The organism is Paraburkholderia sp. GAS448, from assembly GCF_050435685.1.
Lineage (GTDB): Bacteria > Pseudomonadota > Gammaproteobacteria > Burkholderiales > Burkholderiaceae > Paraburkholderia.
Map to the genome: position 1 here is coordinate 1 of NZ_JBNDKT010000066.1, position 24,535 is coordinate 24,535.

The 24,535-nt window shown below is 60.3% G+C and carries 26 protein-coding genes and 2 pseudogenes; 24 read left to right on the forward strand and 4 right to left on the reverse strand.

The window, feature by feature from the left end:
- Positions 1–112: 112 nt before the first annotated feature.
- The 4 genes from P3T23_RS44390 (at position 113) to P3T23_RS44405 (ending at position 3,434) form a co-directional block, all read left to right on the forward strand.
- Positions 113–958 (forward strand): DUF7208 family protein, encoded by an 846-nt coding sequence (locus tag P3T23_RS44390; RefSeq protein WP_429322390.1) that lies wholly within the window; start codon positions 113–115, stop codon positions 956–958.
- Positions 959–997: 39 nt separating this feature from the next.
- Entirely contained in the window at positions 998–1,585 is a 588-nt protein-coding gene (locus tag P3T23_RS44395) for a hypothetical protein (protein ID WP_429322391.1), read from the forward strand.
- A gap of 54 nt (positions 1,586–1,639) precedes the next feature.
- Positions 1,640–2,131 (forward strand): hypothetical protein, encoded by a 492-nt coding sequence (locus tag P3T23_RS44400; protein ID WP_429322392.1) that lies wholly within the window; start codon positions 1,640–1,642, stop codon positions 2,129–2,131.
- 394 nt (positions 2,132–2,525) lie between these two features.
- Entirely contained in the window at positions 2,526–3,434 is a 909-nt protein-coding gene (locus P3T23_RS44405) for an N-6 DNA methylase (RefSeq protein ID WP_429322393.1), read from the forward strand.
- On the opposite strand, the gene P3T23_RS44410 is transcribed toward P3T23_RS44405, so the two are convergent.
- A complete protein-coding gene (locus P3T23_RS44410) occupies positions 3,427–4,341 on the reverse strand; it encodes a hypothetical protein (protein WP_429322394.1) in 915 nt (304 codons plus the stop codon). The genes P3T23_RS44405 and P3T23_RS44410 overlap by 8 nt on opposite strands.
- A 93-nt stretch (positions 4,342–4,434) precedes the next feature.
- Between P3T23_RS44410 and P3T23_RS44415 the strand changes: the two genes are divergently transcribed.
- The 13 genes from P3T23_RS44415 to P3T23_RS44475 all read left to right on the forward strand — a co-directional run bounded on the left by P3T23_RS44415 (position 4,435) and on the right by P3T23_RS44475 (position 11,888).
- Entirely contained in the window at positions 4,435–4,806 is a 372-nt protein-coding gene (locus P3T23_RS44415; protein ID WP_429322395.1) for a hypothetical protein, read from the forward strand.
- A 3-nt stretch (positions 4,807–4,809) separates the two neighbouring features.
- Positions 4,810–5,061 (forward strand): hypothetical protein, encoded by a 252-nt coding sequence (locus tag P3T23_RS44420; RefSeq protein ID WP_429322396.1) that lies wholly within the window; start codon positions 4,810–4,812, stop codon positions 5,059–5,061.
- A 21-nt stretch (positions 5,062–5,082) separates the two neighbouring features.
- A complete protein-coding gene (locus P3T23_RS44425; protein ID WP_429322397.1) occupies positions 5,083–5,460 on the forward strand; it encodes a hypothetical protein in 378 nt (125 codons plus the stop codon).
- 103 nt (positions 5,461–5,563) lie between these two features.
- Entirely contained in the window at positions 5,564–8,086 is a 2,523-nt protein-coding gene (locus P3T23_RS44430; protein WP_429322398.1) for a hypothetical protein, read from the forward strand.
- Positions 8,087–8,097: 11 nt separating this feature from the next.
- Positions 8,098–8,895, forward strand: coding sequence for a hypothetical protein (locus tag P3T23_RS44435; protein WP_429322399.1), 798 nt, complete (start codon positions 8,098–8,100; stop codon positions 8,893–8,895).
- 88 nt (positions 8,896–8,983) lie between these two features.
- Complete coding sequence (locus tag P3T23_RS44440) at positions 8,984–9,454, forward strand: hypothetical protein (protein WP_429322400.1); 471 nt, start codon at positions 8,984–8,986, stop codon at positions 9,452–9,454.
- A gap of 4 nt (positions 9,455–9,458) precedes the next feature.
- Positions 9,459–9,887, forward strand: coding sequence for a hypothetical protein (locus P3T23_RS44445; protein ID WP_429322401.1), 429 nt, complete (start codon positions 9,459–9,461; stop codon positions 9,885–9,887).
- Positions 9,877–10,206 (forward strand): hypothetical protein, encoded by a 330-nt coding sequence (locus P3T23_RS44450; protein WP_429322402.1) that lies wholly within the window; start codon positions 9,877–9,879, stop codon positions 10,204–10,206. The genes P3T23_RS44445 and P3T23_RS44450 overlap by 11 nt, the downstream gene beginning before the upstream one ends.
- Complete coding sequence (locus P3T23_RS44455; protein ID WP_429322403.1) at positions 10,203–10,526, forward strand: hypothetical protein; 324 nt, start codon at positions 10,203–10,205, stop codon at positions 10,524–10,526. Before P3T23_RS44450 ends, P3T23_RS44455 begins: the two co-directional genes overlap by 4 nt.
- Positions 10,501–10,920 (forward strand): hypothetical protein, encoded by a 420-nt coding sequence (locus P3T23_RS44460; protein WP_429322404.1) that lies wholly within the window; start codon positions 10,501–10,503, stop codon positions 10,918–10,920. Before P3T23_RS44455 ends, P3T23_RS44460 begins: the two co-directional genes overlap by 26 nt.
- The gene (locus tag P3T23_RS44465) at positions 10,917–11,132 is read left to right on the forward strand and encodes a hypothetical protein (RefSeq protein ID WP_429322405.1); all 216 of its coding nucleotides are present in this window, start codon (positions 10,917–10,919) and stop codon (positions 11,130–11,132) included. The genes P3T23_RS44460 and P3T23_RS44465 overlap by 4 nt, the downstream gene beginning before the upstream one ends.
- 14 nt (positions 11,133–11,146) lie before the next feature.
- Positions 11,147–11,461 (forward strand): hypothetical protein, encoded by a 315-nt coding sequence (locus tag P3T23_RS44470; protein ID WP_429322406.1) that lies wholly within the window; start codon positions 11,147–11,149, stop codon positions 11,459–11,461.
- 34 nt (positions 11,462–11,495) lie between these two features.
- On the forward strand, positions 11,496–11,888 hold the full coding sequence (locus tag P3T23_RS44475; RefSeq protein WP_429322407.1) for a hypothetical protein: 393 nt from the start codon (positions 11,496–11,498) through the stop codon (positions 11,886–11,888).
- A 27-nt stretch (positions 11,889–11,915) separates the two neighbouring features.
- Here P3T23_RS44475 and P3T23_RS44480 read toward each other — a convergent pair whose 3' ends face one another.
- Positions 11,916–13,193 (reverse strand): hypothetical protein, encoded by a 1,278-nt coding sequence (locus tag P3T23_RS44480; protein ID WP_429322408.1) that lies wholly within the window; start codon positions 13,191–13,193, stop codon positions 11,916–11,918.
- Between the two features lie 87 nt (positions 13,194–13,280).
- Between P3T23_RS44480 and P3T23_RS44485 the strand changes: the two genes are divergently transcribed.
- Genes P3T23_RS44485 through P3T23_RS44505 form a run of 5 tightly spaced genes read left to right on the forward strand, consistent with a single transcriptional unit; the run spans position 13,281 to position 20,933 of the window.
- A complete protein-coding gene (locus P3T23_RS44485; RefSeq protein ID WP_429322409.1) occupies positions 13,281–15,530 on the forward strand; it encodes a hypothetical protein in 2,250 nt (749 codons plus the stop codon).
- A 53-nt stretch (positions 15,531–15,583) separates the two neighbouring features.
- Positions 15,584–17,038 carry a hypothetical protein gene (locus P3T23_RS44490; RefSeq protein ID WP_429322410.1) on the forward strand — a complete coding sequence of 485 codons (1,455 nt, stop codon included), beginning with the start codon at positions 15,584–15,586 and terminating at the stop codon, positions 17,036–17,038.
- 13 nt (positions 17,039–17,051) lie between these two features.
- On the forward strand, positions 17,052–18,461 hold the full coding sequence (locus P3T23_RS44495; protein ID WP_429322411.1) for a hypothetical protein: 1,410 nt from the start codon (positions 17,052–17,054) through the stop codon (positions 18,459–18,461).
- Positions 18,462–18,485: 24 nt separating this feature from the next.
- Positions 18,486–20,393 carry a hypothetical protein gene (locus tag P3T23_RS44500; RefSeq protein WP_429322412.1) on the forward strand — a complete coding sequence of 636 codons (1,908 nt, stop codon included), beginning with the start codon at positions 18,486–18,488 and terminating at the stop codon, positions 20,391–20,393.
- Between the two features lie 12 nt (positions 20,394–20,405).
- Positions 20,406–20,933: a hypothetical protein gene (locus P3T23_RS44505; protein WP_429322413.1), complete on the forward strand. Its 528-nt coding sequence runs from the start codon at positions 20,406–20,408 to the stop codon at positions 20,931–20,933.
- A gap of 16 nt (positions 20,934–20,949) precedes the next feature.
- Here P3T23_RS44505 and P3T23_RS44510 read toward each other — a convergent pair whose 3' ends face one another.
- Positions 20,950–21,993, reverse strand: a complete 1,044-nt coding sequence (locus tag P3T23_RS44510) for a DUF7194 family protein (RefSeq protein WP_429322414.1) — start codon at positions 21,991–21,993, stop codon at positions 20,950–20,952.
- On the opposite strand from P3T23_RS44510, the pseudogene P3T23_RS44515 reads away from it, so the two are divergent.
- Positions 21,938–22,897 (forward strand): annotated as a pseudogene (locus P3T23_RS44515) (IS5 family transposase); the annotation flags it as partial. The gene P3T23_RS44510 and the pseudogene P3T23_RS44515 sit on opposite strands and share 56 nt — an antisense overlap.
- A 730-nt stretch (positions 22,898–23,627) precedes the next feature.
- Positions 23,628–24,305, forward strand: a pseudogene (locus P3T23_RS44520) (DDE-type integrase/transposase/recombinase); the annotation flags it as partial.
- Between the two features lie 116 nt (positions 24,306–24,421).
- Here the strand turns inward: P3T23_RS44520 and P3T23_RS44525 are convergent.
- Positions 24,422–24,535: ATP-binding protein (locus P3T23_RS44525; RefSeq protein WP_429322415.1), on the reverse strand; the 114-nt coding region annotated here is incomplete at its 5' end.

Here is a 24,535-nt window from a genome sequence, read left to right on the forward strand (position 1 = left end):
GCGCCTTGATCGGCCGCCATCGCAAGGGTCTGTTGTTTCATCCGCATTTAACGATTGAACGCCCGATGGCGTTGACCTTATTCAGCGTAGCCTTAGTTGAAAGGATTCCAAAATGGAAGAGAGTCAGCGCACGGCATGGGGCGCATATCTGCAGACGTGCCTGCTGCAGAACCTGCCCTTCACGATGATGGCGAACACCACGCTCAACGAGAAGTTTGGTGTACAGGCAGGTGTGGCACCCTCACCGGGCATCCTCCCCTCCCAACGCTATTATTGCATTGGCAATGGCGGAGCAGGCGTGACGGCCGGCGCCGACAACGTCGCGCTTTCGCAGCCCCTGCAACATCAGGCAACGGATGCCGCACTGTTCAATCATCTGCCGTTCATCATGCGCCCGGTGAGCGCGGATCTCTCCACCTCGCAGATGGCGCAGTATGCGCTGCGGCAGGTGATCACCTGGAATAGCGTGCCTTGTGCGTGCTATTTCCTGCGCAGGATCGATTTCACCGGCGTCGGGGTTGAGCTCGACATGGTGACCGTGGCCAACGGTGTATCAACTGTCACACCCTACGTGCCGGATGGCTCGAACCTCAATCCACAGCCGCCCACCCCAGCGAGCGGGTCAATCAACATCCTCTCCGGAGACTTCATCACCGCGGCGGCCATCGTCAAGCTCTCGTTTAGCGCGCAGGACGTCACCGAGCTGCTCAACTGCGCCAATATCATCTACGGCGATCCGAGATACGCCGTCGTCAACGAGATCGGGCTCGTCAGCGGCGTGGACAAGGTGGTGAACGTTCCGGTATCGGGCGGATCATTCAACATGAACGAGGTCATCTGCGCCCAGATCTGCTCGTTCTTCAACACGTATCAGGCGATGAACTACCAGAACGGCGGCGTGAACATCATTTTAAGTTGTGGCGCCACGGAGCCGCTCTTTCGCTTGCAACCTGCCTGATTCAGCCAGGCAGGCATCACCACAGGTCAGGGGGCTGCGATGCTGAGCATGCCAGCAGACTGCGGCTGCGAAATTTCCCTCGTCGGCATCGATCCCGGCAGCGTGCATCTTGGGACTGCAGTATTGCGTGTCGATCTGGCGACGCTTCAGATTGCCGGAACAACGGCTCATACGTTCAACGGGAACACGCTGTCGACGGCTTTATGGACGTCACAGCTCTTCGGTGAGCGGGCGGGTCGGATTGCGTCACTCGAAGATGCCCTCGTCTCGCTCTTCAGGAACGTCGAGCCATATATGGTCGCGTGCGAGGCCCCTTTCATCAACCTGCGCCGCCCACAGGCCTACGGCGTACTGACGGAGGTGATCTGTGGCGTACGTCGGGCCGTCATGCGCTACGACGCCTGGAAGCCACTTTATCTCATCGACCCGGCAAGCGTGAAGACTGCCGTAGGCGCCAAGGGCAATGCCGACAAGGGCGCGGTAAAAAACGCGCTCCTGCGCCTGCCTGAGCTTCACTACGACGGCAATATCCCGCTGCGCTTACTCGACGAGCACGGCATCGACGCGATTGCAGTGGGCTATTCGCACTGGAAAGCATGGAAGGAGGCTTCATGTCTGACAGGCTGAACGCGAACGCAACGACGCTCCCGGCGTCAGCGCAACCGGTGACGGAGCCGCGCCATGAACGAAGGCATTGCACAGCTGATCACGGCGATCCTTTCCGATATCGAGGATTCGAAGCGCCTGAAAGACCATGGGTGCGGGCCGCACACGCTGCATGATCTGCTGGTCGCCTACCAGACACTGGCCGGATACCAGAAGCAGTTGCCACCGCTCACCCTGGAGTCGACCGGCAGCGAGCTCAAGGAAGCCATTGACCGTCTTGAACCCGATCAGGCCATGGTCCTTCTTGTCCGGTATGCGCAGAGGAAAGATGACGCCCGTGAGGATGCCCGACCTGATTCAGGAGCATCGGCTCCCCCGCAAACGACGGGCATGCAGACCCAGATCTACGTGCTCGCGATTGCGCTTGCCTTGTTCGTCCTGATGGGCATCGCGGTCGCCGTTCTCGCTGTCCTTGTTCACCTCGAAATCGTCACACTCGATGCGGTCATGCAGGACATGCTGGAAACGCTCCGGGATGCGCTCAAGGCGCTATCAGGTCTTGACTGACATCGTGCCTCACACGGGGACATACCATGCCGAGCCTACTGAAAATTGCACTCGAAGAAGGTCCGCGCTGCACCCGTCACCCGTCAACCGGATTCCCCGCAACCCGGAGCGCCAGCATCATGATCTTCCATGAGCATTTCGGCAGGAACACAAAGGGGCGGGACCTCGCTGCAGGTGAATCGAAACCGGGGCGGTATTCGAAGGCGGTCACTTCACCCTGCTCGACCTCGCGAGCCTGACGCCGGTATATCCCGTTGGCCGAGAACTCGACTGGCAGCAGTAGCGCTTAAGCTCGCGGCAATAAAACAGGTCTCGGATATATATCACTGCTGGGAACAGTCATTGAGGACGCCTTGCGGCGTCCTCCTTTATTTTCCCTTCAGGAGATCTGCTTATGGGCCGTCGAAACAGAAACCAGTTTTCGATCAGGGTCGACCCGCATCAGCACACCATCGTGGAACTCATGCGTGACCTCTTTTCGAGGCATAACCCGTACTCTGTCTTTGCCGACTTCATCGAAATGAGTGCCATTGCGCTGAGCAACCGTTTCGATTTCGCCCAGCGCGACAGACGTGAGAAGCGCTATCTGGAAATTGCAAAAGGCTATACCCCCGACGAGGTCACAAAAATCGCGCACATGTTCGCCGAGCTGTTGCTGTGTTATCGGGAGCGCACTGACGAGCTCGGTTCGCCCGGTCTTGGGGGGCGTTCAGTGATCGATCACGACGGCGACGTACTGGGCCAGATTTTCAGCATGCTGGACGTAGGCAATGACCGCCTCGGGCAATTCTTTACGCCCGGCGGTGTTCAGAGCCTCATGGCGCTCATGACCTTGCGCAACGAGGACGACGTTCGGGAACAGATCCGTGAGCATGGCTTCCTCACCGTTCTGGAACCGGCCTGCGGCGCAGGCGGCATGGTCATCGCCCTTGCCGAAACTTTCCACAATCTCGGTTTCAATTATCCGACCCAGTTTCACGCTACGTGTGTCGACAAGGATCGTCTCTGCGTTCACATGACCTTTCTCCAGCTGTCCCTGCGCGGGATTCCGGCCGTCATTGTTCATGGAGACTCACTCACCTTGCAGACATGGGATACGTGGTTTACACCACCGCATATTTTTCTCGGCTGGAATGCCAAACTGCAAAAACGACGCGAAAAGAAAAGGGAATCAAACCAGCACGCTGAAAAGCCCCCCCAACCCGCAGCGCAACCTCCCGTACAGGAACGGACACCCACCAGCGATAAACGGTCATCAACCGGCTCTCCGACAAGCGTACGCAGTGGTCTGCCCGTCAATTGACGTTGGGAGCGTCGATATCCTCAACCGATGTCAGCTTCTGCGTCGTCGTATTTCCCGTAATCTGGGCGTTGCCCTTGACGTTGACGTTTGCCGCGATGCTCACCTGGCCAGTGCCTGCGCTCCCCGCACCGGGCGCCGTGGTCATGTCGCCATTGAGTTGCAGCGCGCCGTTTTCGGTAAGAGTGCCGGTATGGGTCGTATTGGCCTCGATGTTGAGATTCGTCGTCCTGATGTCGATTTCGTCCTGCGTCAGGATACTCAGCCTGGTCTGCATCATCTGAAGCAGCGACTGGTCGCCATTACCGATCTCGAAGAGATTCTGCGTCGAATCGAGAATGAGGTAGTTGCCGATATCGTCCTGGATACGCAAGTAACCTTCCCTGGTGTTGAGCTGGATTCCGTAGGCGTGCGCCTCCCCGTTCGCCTTCGAGGTGGTCAGCGTCACGAGGCCCGTATGGGTTGAAACCTGAAAGAAGTAGCTGTTCGACGGGTCGAGCTTCGCCGATTCGTCCTGCGTTCCACTCCACGCGTGCGTCACGGTCTCAAGCTTGCGCAGGCTCGAATCGTCGCCGCACACCGTCCAGTAATACCTGTCCGAATCCGCAAACTGGTACAGCTTGACACGGGCGCCACGCCTGACGTCAGGCGCGCTCACCCGGTTGGATTCCCCCTCCCGTAGCCATTCAGCCTTGATTGTGGTGGAGGAAGCCACCTGGGTGCTGTATGCCGCGCCGTTCACGTCCGTGCCAGACGCCGAGAGCGTCGTTCCTGTCTGGGTCAACTCACCATCAACGAACGGCAATTTCTCAATCGGGGTGACCTCGATCAGGTTACTCGAAGGCAGCTTGTTCTCTGCAACGATACCGATCGAAACAGGTTGAAGATGGGATGGCGAGGGGTTGGCCATGATATCCCCTTGCGATAGTTTGCAAATGAAATACTAAAAAGTACTGCATACGATCATCCCCTGATTGGAAAGCCGTTAACAGGAAGTGAATATATGAAGAATAGCGAAATCAAAGAGCCCGTAGCACAGCGTGGTGACCTGATCCTGATGGTGAGAACGAGGCCCATGCTTGTCGCTGAAGAAGGCACACTGCTCGCGTGCTTCTGGTCACTCGGCCGCGTCACAGGCGTCGCACAGGACGGCATCGTGAGCGCCTTCCGCATTTTTGGCACGCACTATGTCTGTCCGGATGTACCGGAGAACTACCAGCTGCTTTCCGCCGCGCTGGTCGACATGCCCGCCATCGAGAACGACATGACGAATCGTGCCGCGCGGCAGCACGACGCCAATGAATTCCCGATACCGGATCACGCGTACGAGTACGCAAAAACTTTCATGCTGGAAACAACGAATAACGGAGTCTGATTGATGAACAAGAAAAAGACCCTCGATCTGTATATCAGGATTTCCGCCGACTCGATCGGCCAACTGCGCAAGGTCGACGTGCATCGCGTGATCAGTTCTGTGCGGTCTGACAACATCGACGGCGTTACACGTGGCGACCTCGCGACGTGGATCGTGACGCATCGCCCCGATCTTGCCGATGAAGTCACCGAAGTCATGCAGGACGAATTTCCTGACGAAGGATGGACACCAACAACGATGGACCCGACGAACTGATGGAAAAGCCAGCGACACAACATGGGAACGCCGTTCCTGAACAAGCCAACCAAGCCGTCCCGGCGGGGTGATCTGGTCGCCGTTGTGATGGGCGAGGTCGTGCACGCGGAAGAGGAAGGGGAAACGACACGCCTGTTCTGGACGCTGGGACGTGTGACGCATGCTGACGACAACGGCACGGTTGCGGCCTGGCGCAGGTTCGGTCAGCACTTCGTCGACAGGGAAGTGCCGGCGCGATGCGGCGGTGTCGGCGTCCATCGCATTGACATGCGCGCGGTCGAAAGCGACATGGCCGCACGCCTGGCGAAAAACGCGAAGGCCAACGAATTTGAGGATCTTGATGCGCTCAACCGCCACCTGCTCCCGTTCATGAAGAAGGTCGAAGGGCAGCGGATTTGACGCGGGATACCAGGGATACGCAATGAAAATGACGCAAGGGACCTCCTCGTACGTCCATGTCAAGGCGTCATGCGCCTGAAGGTTTAAGCACAGGCAGCTCACGATGCGCTACACGGCGTTGATCCTGAAGGGTTATAAACGTTTCGCCCTGAACCAGATCCAGAGCTTCACCATCCAGCCCACCGAAGCCGTCCAGTTGATCCTCGGCACCAACGGTTCAGGCAAATCCTCCCTGCTGCACGAGCTCACGCCCCTGCCTGGAAGCCCCGCCGACTACAGCAAGGACGGATCCAAGGAAATCCATATCCTGGATGGAGGTCATCACTATGTCCTCAAAAGCGATTTTGCCCTCAGGCAACCTCACAGTTTCCGCAAGGACGGTGGCAGGGAGCTGAACTCTGGCGGCACGGCTACGGTGCAAAAGGAGCTGGTCAGGCAGGCGTTTGGCGTCACGCCCGAGACGCACGAACTTGCGCTTGGCGCTGAACGGTTCACCTCCATGGGACCGACACGCCGGCGCGAATGGTTCACCATGCTCTCGGATGTCAACTATGACTACGCGATCACCGTCTACAACCGCCTCAAGGAAGAGTGGCGCAACGTCTCGGGCGCGCTCAAGCTCGACCGCCGGCAGCTCGTGCTCGAGCAGGCAAAGATCATCACACAGGAGGAACAGGCAAAGCTCGATGCCGAGGTCAAGGGTCTGCACGCGGAGCTCACGCGTCTCATCGAGCTGCGCGCGCCGATCGAGCGCCCAGTCGAGGAAATCGATGCCTGTCGCCGCGAGCGCGAACGCGAGCTTCATGCAATGAGCCGGCAGCTGCTCGCCATGCGCGTACAGGCGCCCGCCGATCCAGCTGGCGCGGATGGCGTGTTCCCGAAAAAGCTCACCTTTGAAGGCACGGACGCTGTCGACCGCCACATCGAAGCGATCCGCGGCAGCATCACGGGGCAGGAGGCCGTGCTCACGCGGTGCGTGAGCGAACACGAAAAGCTCAGGGAAACAGTCGAAATTCTTCGGCGGCGAGGAACGGACGATCTGAACACCCTGCGCTCGCGCATCAGGCGGGCGCAGGAGCAACGCCAGCAGGTGCTCAAGGCACGGCGCCTCGGCCTCGAGGGATTCGACGCCACGGCGGCCATGCAATCCTTCCAGTCGATTGTGGAGACGCTATCGGAGAAGCTCGCTGAACTGCCCGCCAACGAAGAAGGTCTCTTCAGTTCGATCCGGCTTAAGGAAGGGCGTGAGCAACTGCTCAAGCTCAGGGAGGCTGTTACGGGCGGCAACCGGCAACTGGCGCAACTGCAGGCAAAAAAGCAGCACGCCGAACAGCACCGTACGCATGGGAGCGTCACCTGCCCGAAGTGCCGTCATGTCTTCACCTATGGCGTTGGTGCGGACACGTTGCAGCAGCTGGAGAAGGAAATCGCCGCAGGCGTAGAAGCGCTCGCCCGCCTGGAAAAGCGGGTGACGAAAGCCGAAGAGTCGGTGGCCGCCATCCAGGCATACGGCGACCTTTACCGGGAGATCATCCAGATCACGCGCATGGCGAGCGCGCTCGAACCGTTCTGGGATCACCTTGCGCAGACAAACGCCATGAAAGTGGCGCCAGCAAAGGTCATCGGCATGCTTTCGCTGCTCGGCGAGGATCTGAAACTCGAGGTCAAGGCGGCCGAACAGGACGCTGAAATCGCGAAAGTGAAGGAACTGCTCGTCCAGTCCGAGCGCCTGGGGGACGCGACGCTGGGCGAGACATCGCAGAAACTGCGCGAGTCGGAGCGCAACATCGAGGCACTCACCAGGGCGCTGACGGCAGCGCGCAGGTCCCTTGGCGAGTTCGTTCAGTATCGCAGGAAGCTCGCCGAGGCGATCGCGTTGTCCGCACGCGTCGACTCAGCGTGCCGCGCGTTCGAAAATCTCACCCGTGAGCAGATCGAGATGCTCTGGCGCGCGAGCATCCATGAATGTATCCGCCACGTCCAAAGCACGCTCTCGCGCAAGGAGGAAATCCTTGCGAATCTCAACCAGCAGAAGGCGATTGTCGCGAACCTCGAACAGACTATCCTGCAGCGCTCCATGGAGGAAGAAGCGCTTGCTGCAACCATGCGTGAGCTCTCTCCAACCGACGGCCTGATCGCGCAAGGGTTACTGGGCTTCATCCGTGTCTTCATCCACCAGATGAACCAGCTCATCAGCCGGGTCTGGGTTTATCCACTGGAAGTTGTCCCTTGCGGAACGACGACGGAAAAGGGCGCCGGTCTCGACTACAGGTTTCCTCTAAGGGTGGGCCCGGAACGCGACATCAAGGATGATGTCAGCGACGGCAGCGATGGAATGCTGGAGATCATCGATCTGGCGTTCCGGATTGTCGGTCTGAAATGCCTTCATCTCGACGACGGCCCCCTGCTCCTTGACGAATGGGGCGCCACGTTCGACGCCGGGCATCGCAGCAATGCGATCAACGCCATCAGGCACATCATGGAGACGCGGCCCTTCAGCCAGCTTTTCCTGATTTCCCACTACGCCGCGACCTATGGTGCGTTCAGCAACGTCCAGACGTGCGTGCTGGATGCCCGCAACATCGCCGTACCGAAGGTCTACAACACGCACGTCACCATGACCTGAACGGACATGACATGACCCGTGATGAAATCGCCCAGGCGCTCGCGTCGATCGGCCAGCACCATACCCGTGCCCAGCGAGAACTCCTGCAACTGGCCCTGCGACTGCAGAACGAGGGGGTGGCCGGGCAGGCGCGAGACGTGCTGCCTGCCCGGCACGCCATACCCGAAGACACGCAGGAAGATCTTCTCCCTGTGGTGGCCGCAACGACGGCAGCCAGCGGGCCGAGGCCTCGACCAACAACAGGGCAGGCACTCGCCAGGGCAAAGGAGGTACTCAGGGAAGAACTCGTCAACCACCACCAGTCTCATCTGCTGCATCTGGTCGACACGGTCGAGCAATCGGATATCGACGCAACCCACGACGCAACCCATCACTCACCCGCCCAGCCAACGCCCGCACCGACCCCTGTTGCGGACCCGTCCGTGGGCAGTGAGGCGGGCGTCGACTTCTTCAGGAACCTCTTTAGCGCGCAGGCACTGGCCGGCGGAAGAGGTCCGATCGGCAGCGGCGCATTTGGCCTGAAGCACTATCAGCAGGATGTGCGCCTCGCCAGGCAGGCGCATCTGAAGAACTGGCCTAGTGGCTTCTACACGGACCACACGACTCAGGCAACACAGTTCCTGCTCAACCGGGCCGATCTGGGATGGGCAATCCTGATCGAAGGGTTGCAGCGCGCCGATATCCGCGCTTCGACCTTGAACTACAGCATGGAGGAATTTGCCAGCTTCACCCCAATGAACCCCGTCGGCCTCGACGAAGAACAGCGGGCGCTTCTGGCGGACTGTTTCAGACAGACTTTCAGCCTATGACGCGCCACGCGCCTGGTCATCGTCCGCCTGGCCTGAACGGTCACACGGCCGCACCAATGCGGTTTTCTATAACTCGTAAGGAGTCCAATTGGAATCACTGACAATCAGCAACTGGAAGCATCTCGAACATTTTGGCATCAAGGCGCTCACGGGCGAGGCCTGTACCTACATGATGCGCGTACTGTGCGACGTCAATGAGGATGGCCGGCTGGGCATTCTCGACTATCTCTCGCTGCCCGTCGATACGGTACTCACAGGTCCATGGAACGGCCTGGTGAACGGAAAACCTAGCGTAGGCAGCATCATGCTGCATCGCGACTGCCTCCCGGCGCTGGCCGAATTCATGCTCCGGCGTGCTGACGTAAAGGCATTGGTCCGGCTCCCCTCCTCCGGCTCGATTGTCGGACTCTTCACGGATGAACGCGTAGCGCAATATGAGCAGTTGCTACGAGACTTGCCCAACTCCACACACAGCTGGCAAGTCCAGCGCATTTCGAGAAGCGCCCAGCCCTGCATCGGTTCGAGAAACATCCACTTAGCTACCGGCCGGGCTCTCTGATCTCATGAACACACAGGAAATCGAAACGGCTGCACGTCACTTTGTCATTTCAGCCATCTGGGCCGATGGCCCGGAAGGAAGGAAAATCAGAAGCGCCCGTGAGACCGATGCGATTGCCCGCGCCTTTGTCGAGGCATTCGCCGCAGCCTGGCCAGCCGAATGCGCACAGGTCACGGCTGCAGATGGATACGGCTCACATCCCGATGCGGGCAGTCCCGCAGCAGCGTTCGGCCACGACCTCTACCTCACCTGTGCAGGACATGGTACGGGATTCTGGGATCGTCGCGAACTGGGAGAGGTGGGCGAACTCATCAGCAGCAGAATTCGCGCCGAATGGCGCCGCTGGTACATCGAATCGTATTGCGACAGGCGGCGGCTGTATTTCTGCGTCTCGCCCCAGTTGCACGCACTAACGAAACAAAATGAAAATTAATCAGGGTACGCCGGAGGAACCGGCCTTCGACATCGACGGTAGACAACTGTTCATAAATTCGCGCTGCACAATCGTGGCGGTCCACCACCCCGCGTTTTCCGCAGACATAGGAAAGAAGGTGGTCATCGCGAAACTCTCCGGCCAGACAGCCTGGGTCTATGCAGACAAACCCGTCCGCTACCGGGTTAATCGTGCAGGCCGGGACGTCGTCGCCCACGATCCGAAATCCATTCAGACACTCACCTCAACTGCGTACCTTCGTTTCACAGTCGATGATCCGACCGCTGGTTCGGCCAGCGATAGACGGAGCACGCCGTGATTCAAATCAGACAGACTGGACTTCCGGAAAGCGGAAACCACTGGAGCTATGGTCCGCAAAAAATGAGGCGTATTTCGGCACGCAGTGCGAAAGCGCTCTGCGGCATGTACCCAACCCCGCAGCCGGGGCACGAAACGATCGTAGCCGTCGCGGATGATGGCTACGGAGCGAAGTATCTGCTTTGTGTTCAGAACATTTCCGGATCCTGGTTTCTTGCGAGCACATCAGTGTCCGTAGACAGATGGCCGGAAGTTTTTCAGGTGAAGATCATCGAACCATCCAGGGATAAAGCGGATGAAGAACGCGCCCGACTGGACTGACGAATATCGCGGGCACGAGATCCGTGAATTCCTCGTGAGCGGCACCAGGCAGATCGAAGCGGTACTTCATGACGCCGAGGGGCCGGGCGCAACCGTTGTCCCCTGCAGCAGCCGCACCGCTGCGAAGGCGAAAATCAGCCGTCACGCCGGGCGTACAGTGCCGCGGTTCGACGAACTCATCCGCATCAGCGCGTGGCATGTCCGTAACGTCAAGATCGATGTCGACGAGCTCATGCCAACCGTTGCCATTGGCGAAAACATCTATCTGCAGGGCGAAGAGGCTGACCATTTTATCGAGGCCGCGAAGGAGCTTTACGAACAGGCCCAGACGGTAACCATGGACGACTGTTATGCCTGCGTCGCCCATCCCTATGTCGAAAACTGCGAAACGTGACGTCCAGTTCCAACACACACCCTGCCCGCCCCCAGTCTGCGCTCTACTACGATGCTGTTCGCGCAGCTGGTGAGATCAACCTGCTGTTCCTCGACCTGGTAAAGGAAGGTCTGACGCGCGAAGAACTCGCAACCAGCATCAAACGCCGCCCGTCCCTGTGGCAACGCTTCGAGACGTGGCTCGATCATCTTCCCACCCTACCCGCAAAATGACCTCTGGAAACACGATGAACCACAGCGACATGAACCAGGCTGCGCCAAACCGGCACGAAGAAGCTCTCAACATCCAGCAGGGCGCGTCCAATCTGAGCGGCATCGCGCGATCACTGGTGCGCGCGATCAATCAGTGCCATGCCGACAAGCTCGGCTCCCAGCAAATCCGCGATGACCCTGCGATCCGGTTCTTCGTCCACCAAATGGCGTTCCTGTGCAACGTCGGGGAGCTCAACAGGAAGCCCGATGTCTACGAAGCGCTCGAGAAAGCCTGCGAGGAAAGGAGCGCCGCCCGCCAGGCTGAACTCAGAGCGCTACAACAGGCATAACCTCCTGTAATACCCCCCATGTAGGAGCCCAGACATGACGCTGCGTCAACCGGACACGGTAATACTGGACCTGCGGTCAGCCATCGACGAATACAGGCGCGATGTCGAGGACCTGTCCGATGTACTCGATACCGACCCTCAGGCAATGTTGAGCTGGTTGTCGTGCTACGTGAGCACCCGCGAATACGCCGAAGAGGAGATCGACAACGCCGTCATCGACGCCGTCTCCTCGGACTACGACACCCCTCCAGAGGCACTCGAGACATTCTCCGAGGCGGCGCTGGGCCTGGGCCTGTCGATGGTGAAAAAGCTGGAGGAGTCCGGGATATTCTCGCCGCAGGACGGCCAGTTCCACTATACGTTTTCGAGCATGCTTGGCAAGTCCGCCGTTTTCAGGCGAACGGGATCCTGCGAAGACGAGAGCTGATGCCGGCGCTGTGATCAGGTAATGTGATCAGCTGCCCTTCAGATCGATGTCACATCCGATCTGCAGAAAGTAGCCGGGGCTCAGGCCCGTCTCGTGCATGGGGTTGCGGCTGCTGGAAAGACCCGTCTCTGCCTTTGCGTCGACGGTCCTGTAAATATGGTTGTTCCTGAAGTTATCCTCCACCCTTAGCGACCACTGCCTGTCCTCCGGGACAGGCCAGTATTCCGCAATTTTTCCGCATCCTGTCACGAGCGGCCAGACGGGTTCGACATAGCTGATATAGGCGTGGGGCCAGCGTGGCGCCTCGACGCCCAGGCACTCCGTCCAGAGTTCGGTGTTGTCGATGAGCACGATGAAGGACTGACTGAGCGTGAGATAGGCCTCGACAAAGGCGTCGGAGATCATCTCGCCGACCGTGAACGCATGCGGGTTGTCTGGCCACGATGTCAGCGGCATCGCCGAAAGGTCGATGAAGCGTTTCGATTCGTACCAGCGATCGAAGAGCGGCAGGTTGTTGAAGTCGATCATGATCGAGTCAGTGCCCACCAGCGTGACAGTCTTCGGATCCAGCACGTGTAGATACCCCCCGATGACCGCCATCACGGTGTAGCCCGTCAGATCCCTTCCCAGATTCAGGTACGCGTGATTGCCCAGGTTCTCTGTATCGATCTGTTTGAAGAGCATCCCGCGCGTGATCGGGATATAGGTAAGTGTTCCCAGGTCCTGAAAATCCAGGATTCCCACCTTGTTTTTTTTTGCATGAGTCACGGATTTCATCCCGTCCGTCACCCATATTCCGTTCTGGCCGTCGCTGTCGATCAGGTGAAAGAATCCGTTCACGCTCACCATGCAGCTCTGGAAGAACGACCTGTAGGACGTTCGGGCGCGCGTGAGAAACAGATCCGTCTTCTCCGCGGCAGGTAGCGGGCTGGACAGCGACGCGCCCGGGCTGATCGGCTCGATTGCATAGCCTGCCTGAAATGCGTCCTGATAGCGCGCGTAGCGGGTGTCGAGCGTGGGGATGGTATCGGACGTTGGCAGTGCTGCATCGCCGAGTGTGGCCAGGTACTGGTTGAAGGTCTGTTGCTGGTCGGTGATGGGGGCGACGCCGGTGCCGGCGCAGGTACCCAACACGTCGTTGAGATTCAGGCTGACGGGGTCGCTGAGAAAGGGATTGGTCAGCACCGCATAGACCGCCGAGAAATTCTGGATGACCGTTGAAAAGGTCATGTCCCCGAGATCGATGGCACACCAGTCCTGTCCACCGCCCCGTGATTTACCGATCGCAGATACCAGGGCATACATCGTTTTCTCCGGAAAAAATCGCTCATCATCCTATGGTCCTTCGCACAGCCATACGATGAGCGACGCGTTTTCAGGAGTACGACACGTATGTCTACCATGCCCTCGTACCCGTTCGATCCAACAGGTTCGCTCGCCTCGAACCTGATCACCGGAGAGCAGCAGGTACTGGTTGCCCAGAATTTCCGCGATCAGCACCTGATCATCCCGGCGGCCGCCCCCTATTTTGCCGACACACTCCAGATCCGGTTCAAGGATACGAGCGGACAGATCACGACGCTCAGGGAAGGGACGGACTACTTCTGCACGCACTGGTTCATTTCCGCGAGCCGTTCGTGCGCCATGCGGGTCCACGGCTCCATCAGCTTCATCAACACCGCCCTGTCCGGGGTGGTGCAGCTGCGGTACCAGACTATCGGCGGGATCTGGGTGCTCGACGCCGCCACGATCGCGGAGATACTCGCAGGCGCGATGAACAACGCGCGCGTGAGCTCGTGGGAAGAGATCAGCGGTACGCCCTATGCCTTCCCGCCCGAGGCCCATACCTGGGACGTCTATGACATGGTCGGGATGGACGCCGTCGTTCAGGCGCTCGCCGGTATCCAGGATACGTTGCAGGAAACAGGCGGTGCGGGTCTCGCCGCTCACGAGGCCGATCACGACAATCCGCACGTGGTCACCGCTGCCCAGGTCGGGCTCGGAAACGTCCAGAACTATGGCGTTGCGGCCAGCAGTGACGCGGCCGCCGGCACCTCGACCACGCTTTATATGACCCCGGCGACGACCGCGGCGGCGATCCAGACACAGGTTCTGGGCCCCTTCCTGATTCACACCAGCAACACCAGCAACCCGCACCAGGTCACGGCTGCCCAGGTGGGCCTCGCCAACGTCAAAAATTATGGCGTCGCGGCGCCAGCCGACGGGGTGAGCGGCACCTCGAACACGCTCTACATGACGCCGTCTACCACAGCTGCGGCGATCAACGGCACCGTCGGCATCACGATCAACCAGCACCTGCTTGACTTTGGCAACCCGCACCAGGTGAGCGCCGCCCAGGTGGGCCTGGGTAACGTGCGCAACCTGTCAACGGCGAGTACAGCGGATGCGGTCGCCGGCACCAGCAACGATCTCTACATGACGCCTGCGGCGACCGCGGCCGCCATTGCCCAGACCGGTGCCATGGGGCAACTGAACAGCCACATCACGAACTACAGCAACCCGCACCAGGTTACGGCGGCACAGGTCGGCGCGGTCACCGCCGGCGACGTCAACAATCTCCTGCAGGGCTACCTGCCCCTCACCGCTACGGCGGCAAACAGCACACTCGCGTACGGCCTGACGCTCAGTGAACTCGCCGCCTCGATCCTGGAAGGCACGGCCTCGAATGCGACCACGATCGGGGGCATGACACCACAGGACCTGCTCAATTACATCACGAGCAGCGTGTCGGGCGATGCGTCGACGTTCGGCGGCATGTCACCAGCCGACTGGCAGGACTATATCGCGCACGCCACAGTCGCAAACGCCACTCTCGCGTACGGTCTCACCCAGGATGCCCTGACGGCGGCCATCCTGTCGGGAACCGCCGCCAATGCCAACCAGCTCGGTGGCATGTCGGTCTCAGAGCTCAGCGCGAGCATTCTCTCGGGCACCGCGGCTAACAGCGAGCTCGCATACGGGTTGACGCAGGCGCAACTCGCGAGCGCGATTCTTCAGGGCACGGCCGCCAATTCCGCAGAACTCAATGGCATGACGTCCAACGTCCTGATCCAGACGGCCGTGAACGCTGTCAGCGCTGTCGTCGCGGCACAGGAGACCATTGCGGCCAACACCGACAACGTTGCCAATGTCTGGACACCACTGGGGCAGATCGCGATGCCGGGTCCGGCGCAAACGCAGACCGTGTTCCCTGACGTGCAATGGATTGTCACCGGAGGCGATGCAGCCACGGACACCGGCAGCGGAGTCTGGCTGGTGCGCATTTCAGTCAGGGCAAGCGGGCAGCCCAGCAACGCCCTGCTGAGCGTGGTGAGCCTCAACGGCCTGAACATGGACACGGTCTCGTTCGGCTTCACCGTCGACAGCACCACGACACCGGGCGCACCCGTGCTCACCACCTGGATGAAGACACCAGGCGAAACCAACCAGATGTCGGTGACTTCGCTGTCCGAAAACACGACCCAGCTTTCCGGCAATGTTGTTCAGGTTATCGCTGAGCCAGCCGGCATTGCTTACTGGACGGCAGACGCATTCGCGACCGTGTCGCAGGTGGCAGACCTCGTGAGCCAGCTGTACCTCGCATTCGAAACCTTCTCCAGCTCGCTCAGTTCTGCGACGTAACGTCGACCCCGGCGCCGGGCCCACAAACTGCCTCCAGATACGTGGGAGTGTTTATGCCTACATCACCCGCTTCGCCGCCTGTATCCCTTCCCTTCGACCCCGGCGGCAGCGCGGGCAGCAACCTGGTCGAAGACGAAATCCAGATGATCGGGTTACGCAGCATTCGAGCCTTTCCGCTCAATTATGGGCTTTTTTTCGCCGCTTCCCTAGTGGTGACCGATGATGCCACCGGCCTGCCCCTGACACCAGGGGTACAGTACTACGCGACACAGATGGATGTCGGCGCATCCATGCGATGCGGCAGCGAGATCGACGAGGTTGTCGTGATTACCGACCTCACGGTGAGCCAGACAGTTCGTGTGACCTATCAGGCGCTCGGTGGGGTCAACAATGTGGCGCTCGGTGCCCTGCAGATCGCGATCGATAACCTGCACATCAATGATGGACCCGTGAGCTGGGCCGATGTGACGGGCAAGCCGTCCGCCTACCCGCCCACGCCTCATCATCCCCACATCGCCGACGACATCTACGGTGCGGAGTACATCGTTGTTGCGCTCGAGCGCCTGAGTGCATCCATCCTGCAGGGACAGGGCGGCGCACAGGGCGAATTGATGGCCTGGGCGCAAAGCTGCGTCAGCGAGGTCCTCGATTCGATCGCGGCCGCAGGCTCCGCGCTTGACGCGCACGAGACGGATTTTGGCAACCCGCATCAGGACACTGCCCACCTGATCGGCGGCTACACCACGCAAGAGTCGACCGCGGCGATCGCCGTTGAGACGGTCAACCAGCAGGCGGCCGACGCCACGATCCAGGCCGCGCTTGATGCTCACATCGCTGACTACGGCAATCCGCACAAGGTCACGGCCAACCAGATCGGCGGCTGGTCGACGGCGCAATCCGATGCGGCCATGGCTGCGATGCAGGCAGCGCTCATGCAGTCGATCACGGCGACCGAGGCCGTCCAGAACGCCCACTTTGCGAACACCAGCAACCCGCACCAGGACACGACGGCGAATATCGGCACGCTCACGAGCGGGCAGATCAGCAGTGCCGCGACTGCTGGCGCCGCCACGCCAGGCTCGCAGGCCTCGGGGCTCGCCACCTCGGTCAACAACCACGTCACGAACACAGGCAATCCGCATCAGGACACGGCAGTCAACACCGGCACATGGACGTATACGACGATCCAGAACAGCATCGTCACACCGCTCACCTCACACATCAGCAATCTGGGCAATCCGCATCAGGTAACAGTCGCCCAGCTCGGTACCTACCCGTCGACCACCATCAACAATAACATCGCGGCAGCGCTCAACCAGGTCGTCGCCGACGTGAATTCGCTGAACGGCTACATCTCGGCGCACACGGGAAACATGAACAACCCGCATCAGGACACGCTGGCCAATACGGGTGCGGGAGGCTATTCGGCCGGGGCGCTACAGAACGCCATCAACCAGCTGCAGGGCCCGGGCGGCAGCCCCGCCTACGCCATTGCAGCACTGCCGTGAGAGGGGACGAGCGATGATACCGAATCTCTACCGCTATGCGCTCGACCTCTCGGGCGAGAGCCAGAACAACTTCGTGACTGGCGAGCCCCATGCGATCGGAACCATGCCCGTGCGCGTCATCGCGCCCCGCCAGGGGCTTTTCTTTGGCGCATCCGTTCAGATCGTGGACGCATTCACGCAGCACACGCTGCTACCGCTGCAGTACCGCTTCCAGTTCCTGCACGAACACACAACGAGACTGACGGGCAAGGAGGTCGACGCGGTGATCGTGATCACCGATCCTGGCGTGAGCCCCAATGTCCTGATTACCTACCAGGCGCTGGGCGGCGACTACAGCCAGCCGCTTGCCGCGATCACGGATGAAATCACCGCCTTGTCCGACGACACCCGCGGTGTCGCATTCCAGGACATCACGAACAAACCGGATACGTATCCGCCCGTACCGCACCTGCACGCGATCGGCGACACGTACGACTGGGACTATATCGTCACGGCAATCGAGATGCTGATGGCGATCGTGAGCCTGGCCGAAACGGCGTCGTACGACACGGTGCTGGGCTTCATCGACCAGCAGGTGAACCTGCGCGACGGCGACATCGCCAATCTGGCCCAGCAGCTCTCGGCACACATCACGAACTATAACAACCCGCACCACTCCACACTCGCGCAGCTGGACATGTATTCCGCTGCCCAGGTCACGGCGCTGATCGCCAGCCAGACAGCCGCACGCATGGCGGGCGACAACACACTGCTCGGCAATATCGAGACTCACGCGGCGGACCAGGCCAACCCTCACCGGGACACGGCAGCCCTGGTGGGGGGCTACACGACCGAAGAGGCAGACGCGAACCTGAACACGATCGTGGCCGCGCTCGACGGGACTCTGGCCCGGGATGCGGCTGCGATGGCCGCCCATATCGCCAGGACAGACAATCCGCATGAGGTGACGCTCGCCCAGATCGACGGGCTCACGACGGCACAGATCAACAGTGTGATCTCGACGGCCATGCAGCCGGCCACGAACCAGCTCGCGGCCAGCGAGAGCCAGCTCGATGCCCATATCACCAATTACAGCAATCCCCACCAGACGACGCTCGCGCAGGTGAGCGGCTGGGATAGCGGCAGTATCGGCACGGTCAACACGCAGGCTACCAACCACATCAACAACACAGGCAATCCGCACCAGCTGAGCGCCGCGCAGGTCGGCACGCTTACGGGCACGCAGATCAACAGCAACATCACCAGCAACATGGTGAACCCGGCAAACAACTCGTACCTGACGCCGCAGGCCAACAGCATCAACGCCCACGCCGGCAATTTCAATAACCCCCATAACACCACGGTGGCAATGCTGGGCGGCTGGACCTACGCACAGTGGCAGGCCGCATTACAGGCCGCGATCAACAACCTTTCTTACCATTGACCTTGACGTTCGGGAGAGCTTGATATGTCTGTCACGAGTTTGCCACTGGACGCAACAGGAAAGGCGCCGTCGAACCACATCACCGACGAACATTACGTGATCGGATCGACCGGCATCCGGGCGATCGCGACAGACTATGGTGGATTTTACGCTTCGAGCCTTGTCGTGCGAGACGTTGCGACGGGCGAGCCGCTCGATCCCGACCAGTATTTCCTGTCCGGAATCATGGATCTGGCCACTGCGAAGTACGGAGCGGCCAACGATACGCAGATCGTCTCGATCATTGTTGTCACGGATCCGGCGGTTTCCAGCAGCATTGAACTCGATTATCACGCGCTTGGCGCGCAGTACGCCACACCGCAAACTGCGATCGCCAATGCGATCGAAACGTATGAACCCGATACACGATCGCCACAATGGCCATCGGTCATCGACGATGTGGCCGATCTTCCTGCCTCGCAGGCGCTGCATGATGCGGGCCAGGAAGGGCTGATCACTTTCGAGTACGTGGTCCATGCCATTGACCGCCTTCAGCAGCTGGCGTTGATGGGAGACCCGATTGCACAGGGCGAGGTGAAGGCGTACGCGGACGGGGCCGACAATGCACAGACGCAGGCGGCCAGCGCACAGCTCGATCTGCTCGCGGAGCACGAAGCGGATCACGCCAACCCCCACCGGCTCACGCCCAGCCAGCTTCAGGCTTTGACACAGTCCCAGCAGGATGCCGCCATCGAGGTCGAGACATCGGCGCGCATGGCGGCTGACGCAGGAGTCGATGAGACGCTGGATAACCACACCACCGACTACGGAAACCCCCACCAGACCACCCTCGCGCAGGTCGATATGTACCCGATCGCGCAGGCGAACAACCAGATCAGTGTTGCGCAGAATGCGGTCAACACCGTGCTCGCGTCCAACGTAAGCACGATGAACGCCCACATCAACAACACGAACAACCCGCACCAGACGACGCCCGCAGAACTCGGCACATTGAGCGCCGGTGACATTTCGGCGGCAATTGCCGCCGCCGCGAACGCCGTGACTTCCGGGGTAAGCGCTACGCTCTCGACACTTGACACGCATATCGGCAACACCGCCAACCCTCACGAGCTGACTGCGGCACAACTGGGGACGTGGACAGCGGCCCAGTTGCAGGGCCTGGCCAGTACGGTGTCGGCTCACGTGGCGAATTATTCCAACCCGCACGGCGATACGGTCGATGCGGTCGGCGGCATGGCGAGCGCTGCGATCGACAGCGCCATCAGTAGTGCCCTTTCGAGCCTGCTGTCGTATTACTCGAACAATAATGCCGCGATGGTGGGCCACGTGAATAATTCCGGCAATCCGCATCGGGTTAGCGCGCAGGCCATCGGTTGTGTGGGCCCGTGGAACAATCTCGCGGGAGACCTGAACAACGCACAGGCCCAGATCAACGCCAGCGGATATCCGGTTACAGAAACGCCAACGCAGTATTTCGCCATCAACTATTCGGGTTCGATGGCTGCCAATTTCGGTCGCAGCCTCGTGATTGTCGCCGGTGCGGGAGTGTACCGGGCCTCCGGCGGTGATACGACGGTGACCGGCAGCTTCCCGGTGTTCATCGTGCCGGGTGGCGGGCAGATTCAGGGCTTCTTCCGTTCGGGTAACGTCATCTCGATCTATGTGCTCAATGGCAGCCTCGACGGGATGACGTTCACGTCGTCGATTGGAGACAACGTCACCCTGTCCAACGCGTGTTCCGACAGCTTCCTGCAGACAGGGGCAGGTCTCTTTACCGTCTACTGGGCGAACAGTGCGGTGGGCCAGACGGGCTCGCCGCGTTCGTACGCTGTCAACATGACAGGTTCACCGCAGGGCGCACAGCCGCCATCGGGTTATATCAACGGCCAGCCACCACCGCCGCCCACAGGCGGCAATCAAGGGACCCACTGATGGACGTCGGAAATGAAACAGGCATTCTCGATTTACCACAGAACGTCACGCCAGATTCTTCGCGATCTGGTCTATTTTACTTCCGGTTTTCTGCTGCCAGAGCAGAGGGTGATCTATGGGAAACCTGTTGCGAAAGGACCGATCCACGGGGATAAGGTCAGGCGGGATACCGTGATCGAAATAGGAATAGAGAGAGGGGCCGCCTGCAGCCCGCGCATCCGGGGCAGGAGGTCGTTCTGGTACAGTCGGTTCGATCTCGGGTTGCTTGATCCCCCCGAGGCAGGTCACGAACCGATTCCCATAACCGGTTATCCATTTGATACGTACAGCATCCTGCCTGCGATCAACGAATACTACGGGCTGAAACTCCGGCATGACGATGTCGAAAACCGGGTCTGCGGACCGACGGATATCGCTTACCTGGTAGCCAGCAGCGGATCACTGGCATTTTCGGGATGCAAGGCACTCCAGCTGGCCCTGCCGGATATCGCGAGTCTGGTCGATACGACAGGTATCGGGAAGTTCGAAGCCAGTAGTTGACGCGAGAATATCGGGATCAGCTTCCCGAAACTGAACCGGCCTCGGTGTTCCATGCGAGATAGCCCGCTGGCACGACATTGATGAAAACGCTGCTACCGGGATTGAACGTGACCTGATCCGCGATCTGCCATGTTGAGGCTGCGGGAAACACCTGGGCAGCCTGGCCGTTGTGCCGGCAGATGCTCAGGATCGAAATCCCGCCCACGTTGCCAATGGGGTTCTGGTGGTTCGGCGCGTCGCCGTTCCATTGCTGGGTGATCGGGTTGTAAAACCAGATGAGCGCGTCGATCAGGTTGACCGCCATGCCCACCGTGATGCCCTGCGACGGTGGCTGCGCGCCGGTCGTTTCCACGACGGCGCCCAGGTAGTAGACGCCGCTCGTGGCCTTGGCTACGTTGGTGAACATCATGATGCTGTTCGCGTCGGCGCCCAGCTCCCCGACCGGCGCCCCAAACTGGTTCGTGAGACCGAACCCCACAGCGCCTGTCAGACGGTCATAGGTCGACTCGGCATAGAAGTAGCCCGAAACCTGTCCGTAGGTCGTGCGCGCGGCAAGCCATTCGTTGACGCTCGCCACCACCGTCATGTTGCTGTTCGCGAGATCCATGCCGTCAGGCAGCAGCGCGGGGTCAAACGTCGCCGTCACCACCGGCAGGATCTCCGTGCTATCCCCGCCGCCTCCGCCTCCCGTGCCCGGAATATCGCCACCCGGAATCGTTCCGTCGTCGACCAGGCTCTGGATGAACTGCGAGAGCATCGCAATCTGCTGCCGTAGCGTCCCGATCTGCGTGCGCGCCGCTGCCAGCTGGGCTGTTGGCGTGCCGTTGCGGCCCATCAGCGCCTCACGGCTCGCGGTAATCGAGGCATCCTCCTGCGGGCTGATCAGGGTCTTCGACGTCACGGCAAGCGATGTCACCGCGCTTGGGGTGACACCGATCGCATCCTGCACCGCGGCGCTCACCTGCGACTTCACGTAGGTTAGATCGAGCGAGTCCGGCAGTGCGCCCAGATTGACACCAAGCACGATCCCGCGGTACGGAATGTTGTTCGCATTGGGCATCTGGCTGATGTACGAAGCCGGTGTTGAGGAATTGCTGGCAGAGACGATTGAAGCCGCGAAGCGTGCAGGCGTGATCAAGGCCTCGAGCGTGAAGCGCGTAATCGTCGATACGACGGTCATGGAGAAGGCGATCGCGCATCCGACTGATTCACGCCTGCTCGAGCGGTGTCGCGAACATCTGGTGAAGGCCGCGGCGCGGCACGGCCTGAAGCTGCGGCAGAACTACAACCGCGAGGCGCCACGCCTGGCCAGCCAGATCAGTCGTTACGCGCATGCGAAGCAATACAAGCGGATGAGAAAGACACTGCGCACGTTGCGCTCCCGTGTGGGCCGGGTGATGCGCGACGTCGAGCGGCAACTCGACGCGGTGGCCGATTGCAGCCGCGCGGCATTGCAGGAACTGATTGGCCGCACGAAGCGGATTCTGTCGCAGAAGCCGAAGGACAGGAACAAGCTCTACGCGCTACACGCGCCGGAAGTCGAGTGTCTGGCCAAAGGCAAGGCGCGCAAGCCGTACGAATTCGGCGTGAAGGTGTCGATCAAGACGACTCACAAGGAAGGACTGGTGGTTGGCATGCGCTCGATGCCGGGCAATCCGTACGACGGTCATACGCTGGCTGAAGCGCTGGAACAGGCGGCAAACCTGTGCGACGCCACGCCGGAAGTCGCCATCGTCGACCGCGGCTACAAGGGTGTCGCGGTCGACGGCGTGAAGATCTACCACCCGGGCTTGCGGCGGGGCATCACACGCGGACGGCGCGCGATGATCAGGCGGCGCAGCGCAATCGAGCCCGCCATCGGTCACATGAAGACAGACGGAAAACTCGATCGGAACTGGCTCAAGGGTGCGCTGGGCGACGCGATCCACGCGGTGCTGTGCGGCGCAGGCCACAACCTGCTATAAGGACTTTCCTTTTTTGCAAGCTGGGGTTGATTTATCCATTCATCCGTTCGATTCCCATGTCATCGGGGACACATTCGGCATTCAGCGGCGAGACAGACTGCACACCTTCTATGAGCATCAAATTGTCAAGGGTTTGTTTTTGCAGCTTTGCATGACCATTGACCGTGTGGCTGGCGAACCGTTGGCGAGACTGCCCAGGGCCATGCATAGTCGTAGGTAGGGACCAGCATCGCCTGCAAGGCAAGGCACGCGCCGTGAACGCTGCTGTGCAGGAGTTATCCACGGCCGGCCGGCGGGTCGCCTGTTACGACCATGGCGCCGGCCGGCGGTGGATAACTCCGGTTCATCATGAGGCAGGTCCCTCCTGGTAAGTGTTACTACGGTCCAAGTCTGTTTCATGTCTGAAGTGGATCATCGCGCGCGTAAGACTCCAACGTCTTACTTACCTTCTATCCGCTGGCGTGTAGCCAGCCTTATCCTGCATGTGTCACTGACCGGCGTTATGGAGCCATTCCGGGACCGGCGTATTGGCGCCGCCTGATGATCGGCGCATAGGCGCCAGCGCAGGATCGGCGTTATGGCGCCAGTCCGTGACCGGCGTAAAGGAGCCAGTCAATGATCGGCGTATAGGCGCCACTGGCGCGGGGTGTTGAACGCGATTCGAACTTTCCAGATGGGTACGCTCCCGTTCTTTCTGAACGGAGTGTCCATGACCAACCGGAGGTTCGAATTGTTTGAGTACCGTCAAGTCCTTGTCCGCATGCGGCAAGGCGATTCTGATCGCGACATCGGGCGTAGCGGCCTGATGGGTCGCAAGAAGTTGACCGCTGTTCGTCGTATGGCTGACGAGCGCGGCTGGCTAAATCCCGGGCAGCCGTTGCCTGACGATACCGTGATTGCCGGCGTGTTTGGCCGCACTCCACATTTGCCGAGCACATGCGTGTCCACGCTCGAGCCGTTTCGCGAGCAGATCCGTGACTGGCATGACGCCGGCGTTCAGGGCACAACGATTCACCACGCGCTGAAACGCAACCATGGCTACACCGGCAGCTACTCGGCGGTGCGCCGTATCCTGCTGGGCCTGAGGGCCGAACGCGGCGTGCCGGCCACAACGATCCTTGAGTTTGCGCCAGCGGAGGCCGCACAGGTCGACTTCGGCGCCGGGCCGGTACTGGCACATGAATCGGGCGCACAGATCAAGACGTGGTTCTTCGTCATGACCCTCTGCTGGTCGCGGCACCAGTATGTCGAGCTCGTGCTCGACCAGACCGTCGAGACATGGCTGGCCTGCCACCGTCGCGCCTTTGAGTGGTTTGGCGGCTGCCCGGGCCGCATCATCATCGACAACGCAAAGTGTGCGATCACCAGAGCCTGCATGTACAGCCCGGAGGTCCAGCGTGCGTATTCCACGCAAAGAGAACAGCCATTCCAGGGCAAAGTGAATCGTGATTCCACGGCAAAGAGAACAAGGATTCCACGCCATCGCGAACAAACGGAGCGCAGCGACGCGGGACCTTTACCTTTTTACTCGGACTGCGGCTTGGCGGTCAATCGACTGCGCGTCTTGCGCAGCGATTCGCCCGCGAGCGTGATGCGATGAGCGTTGTGCACCAGCCGGTCAAGGATCGCGTCGGCGAC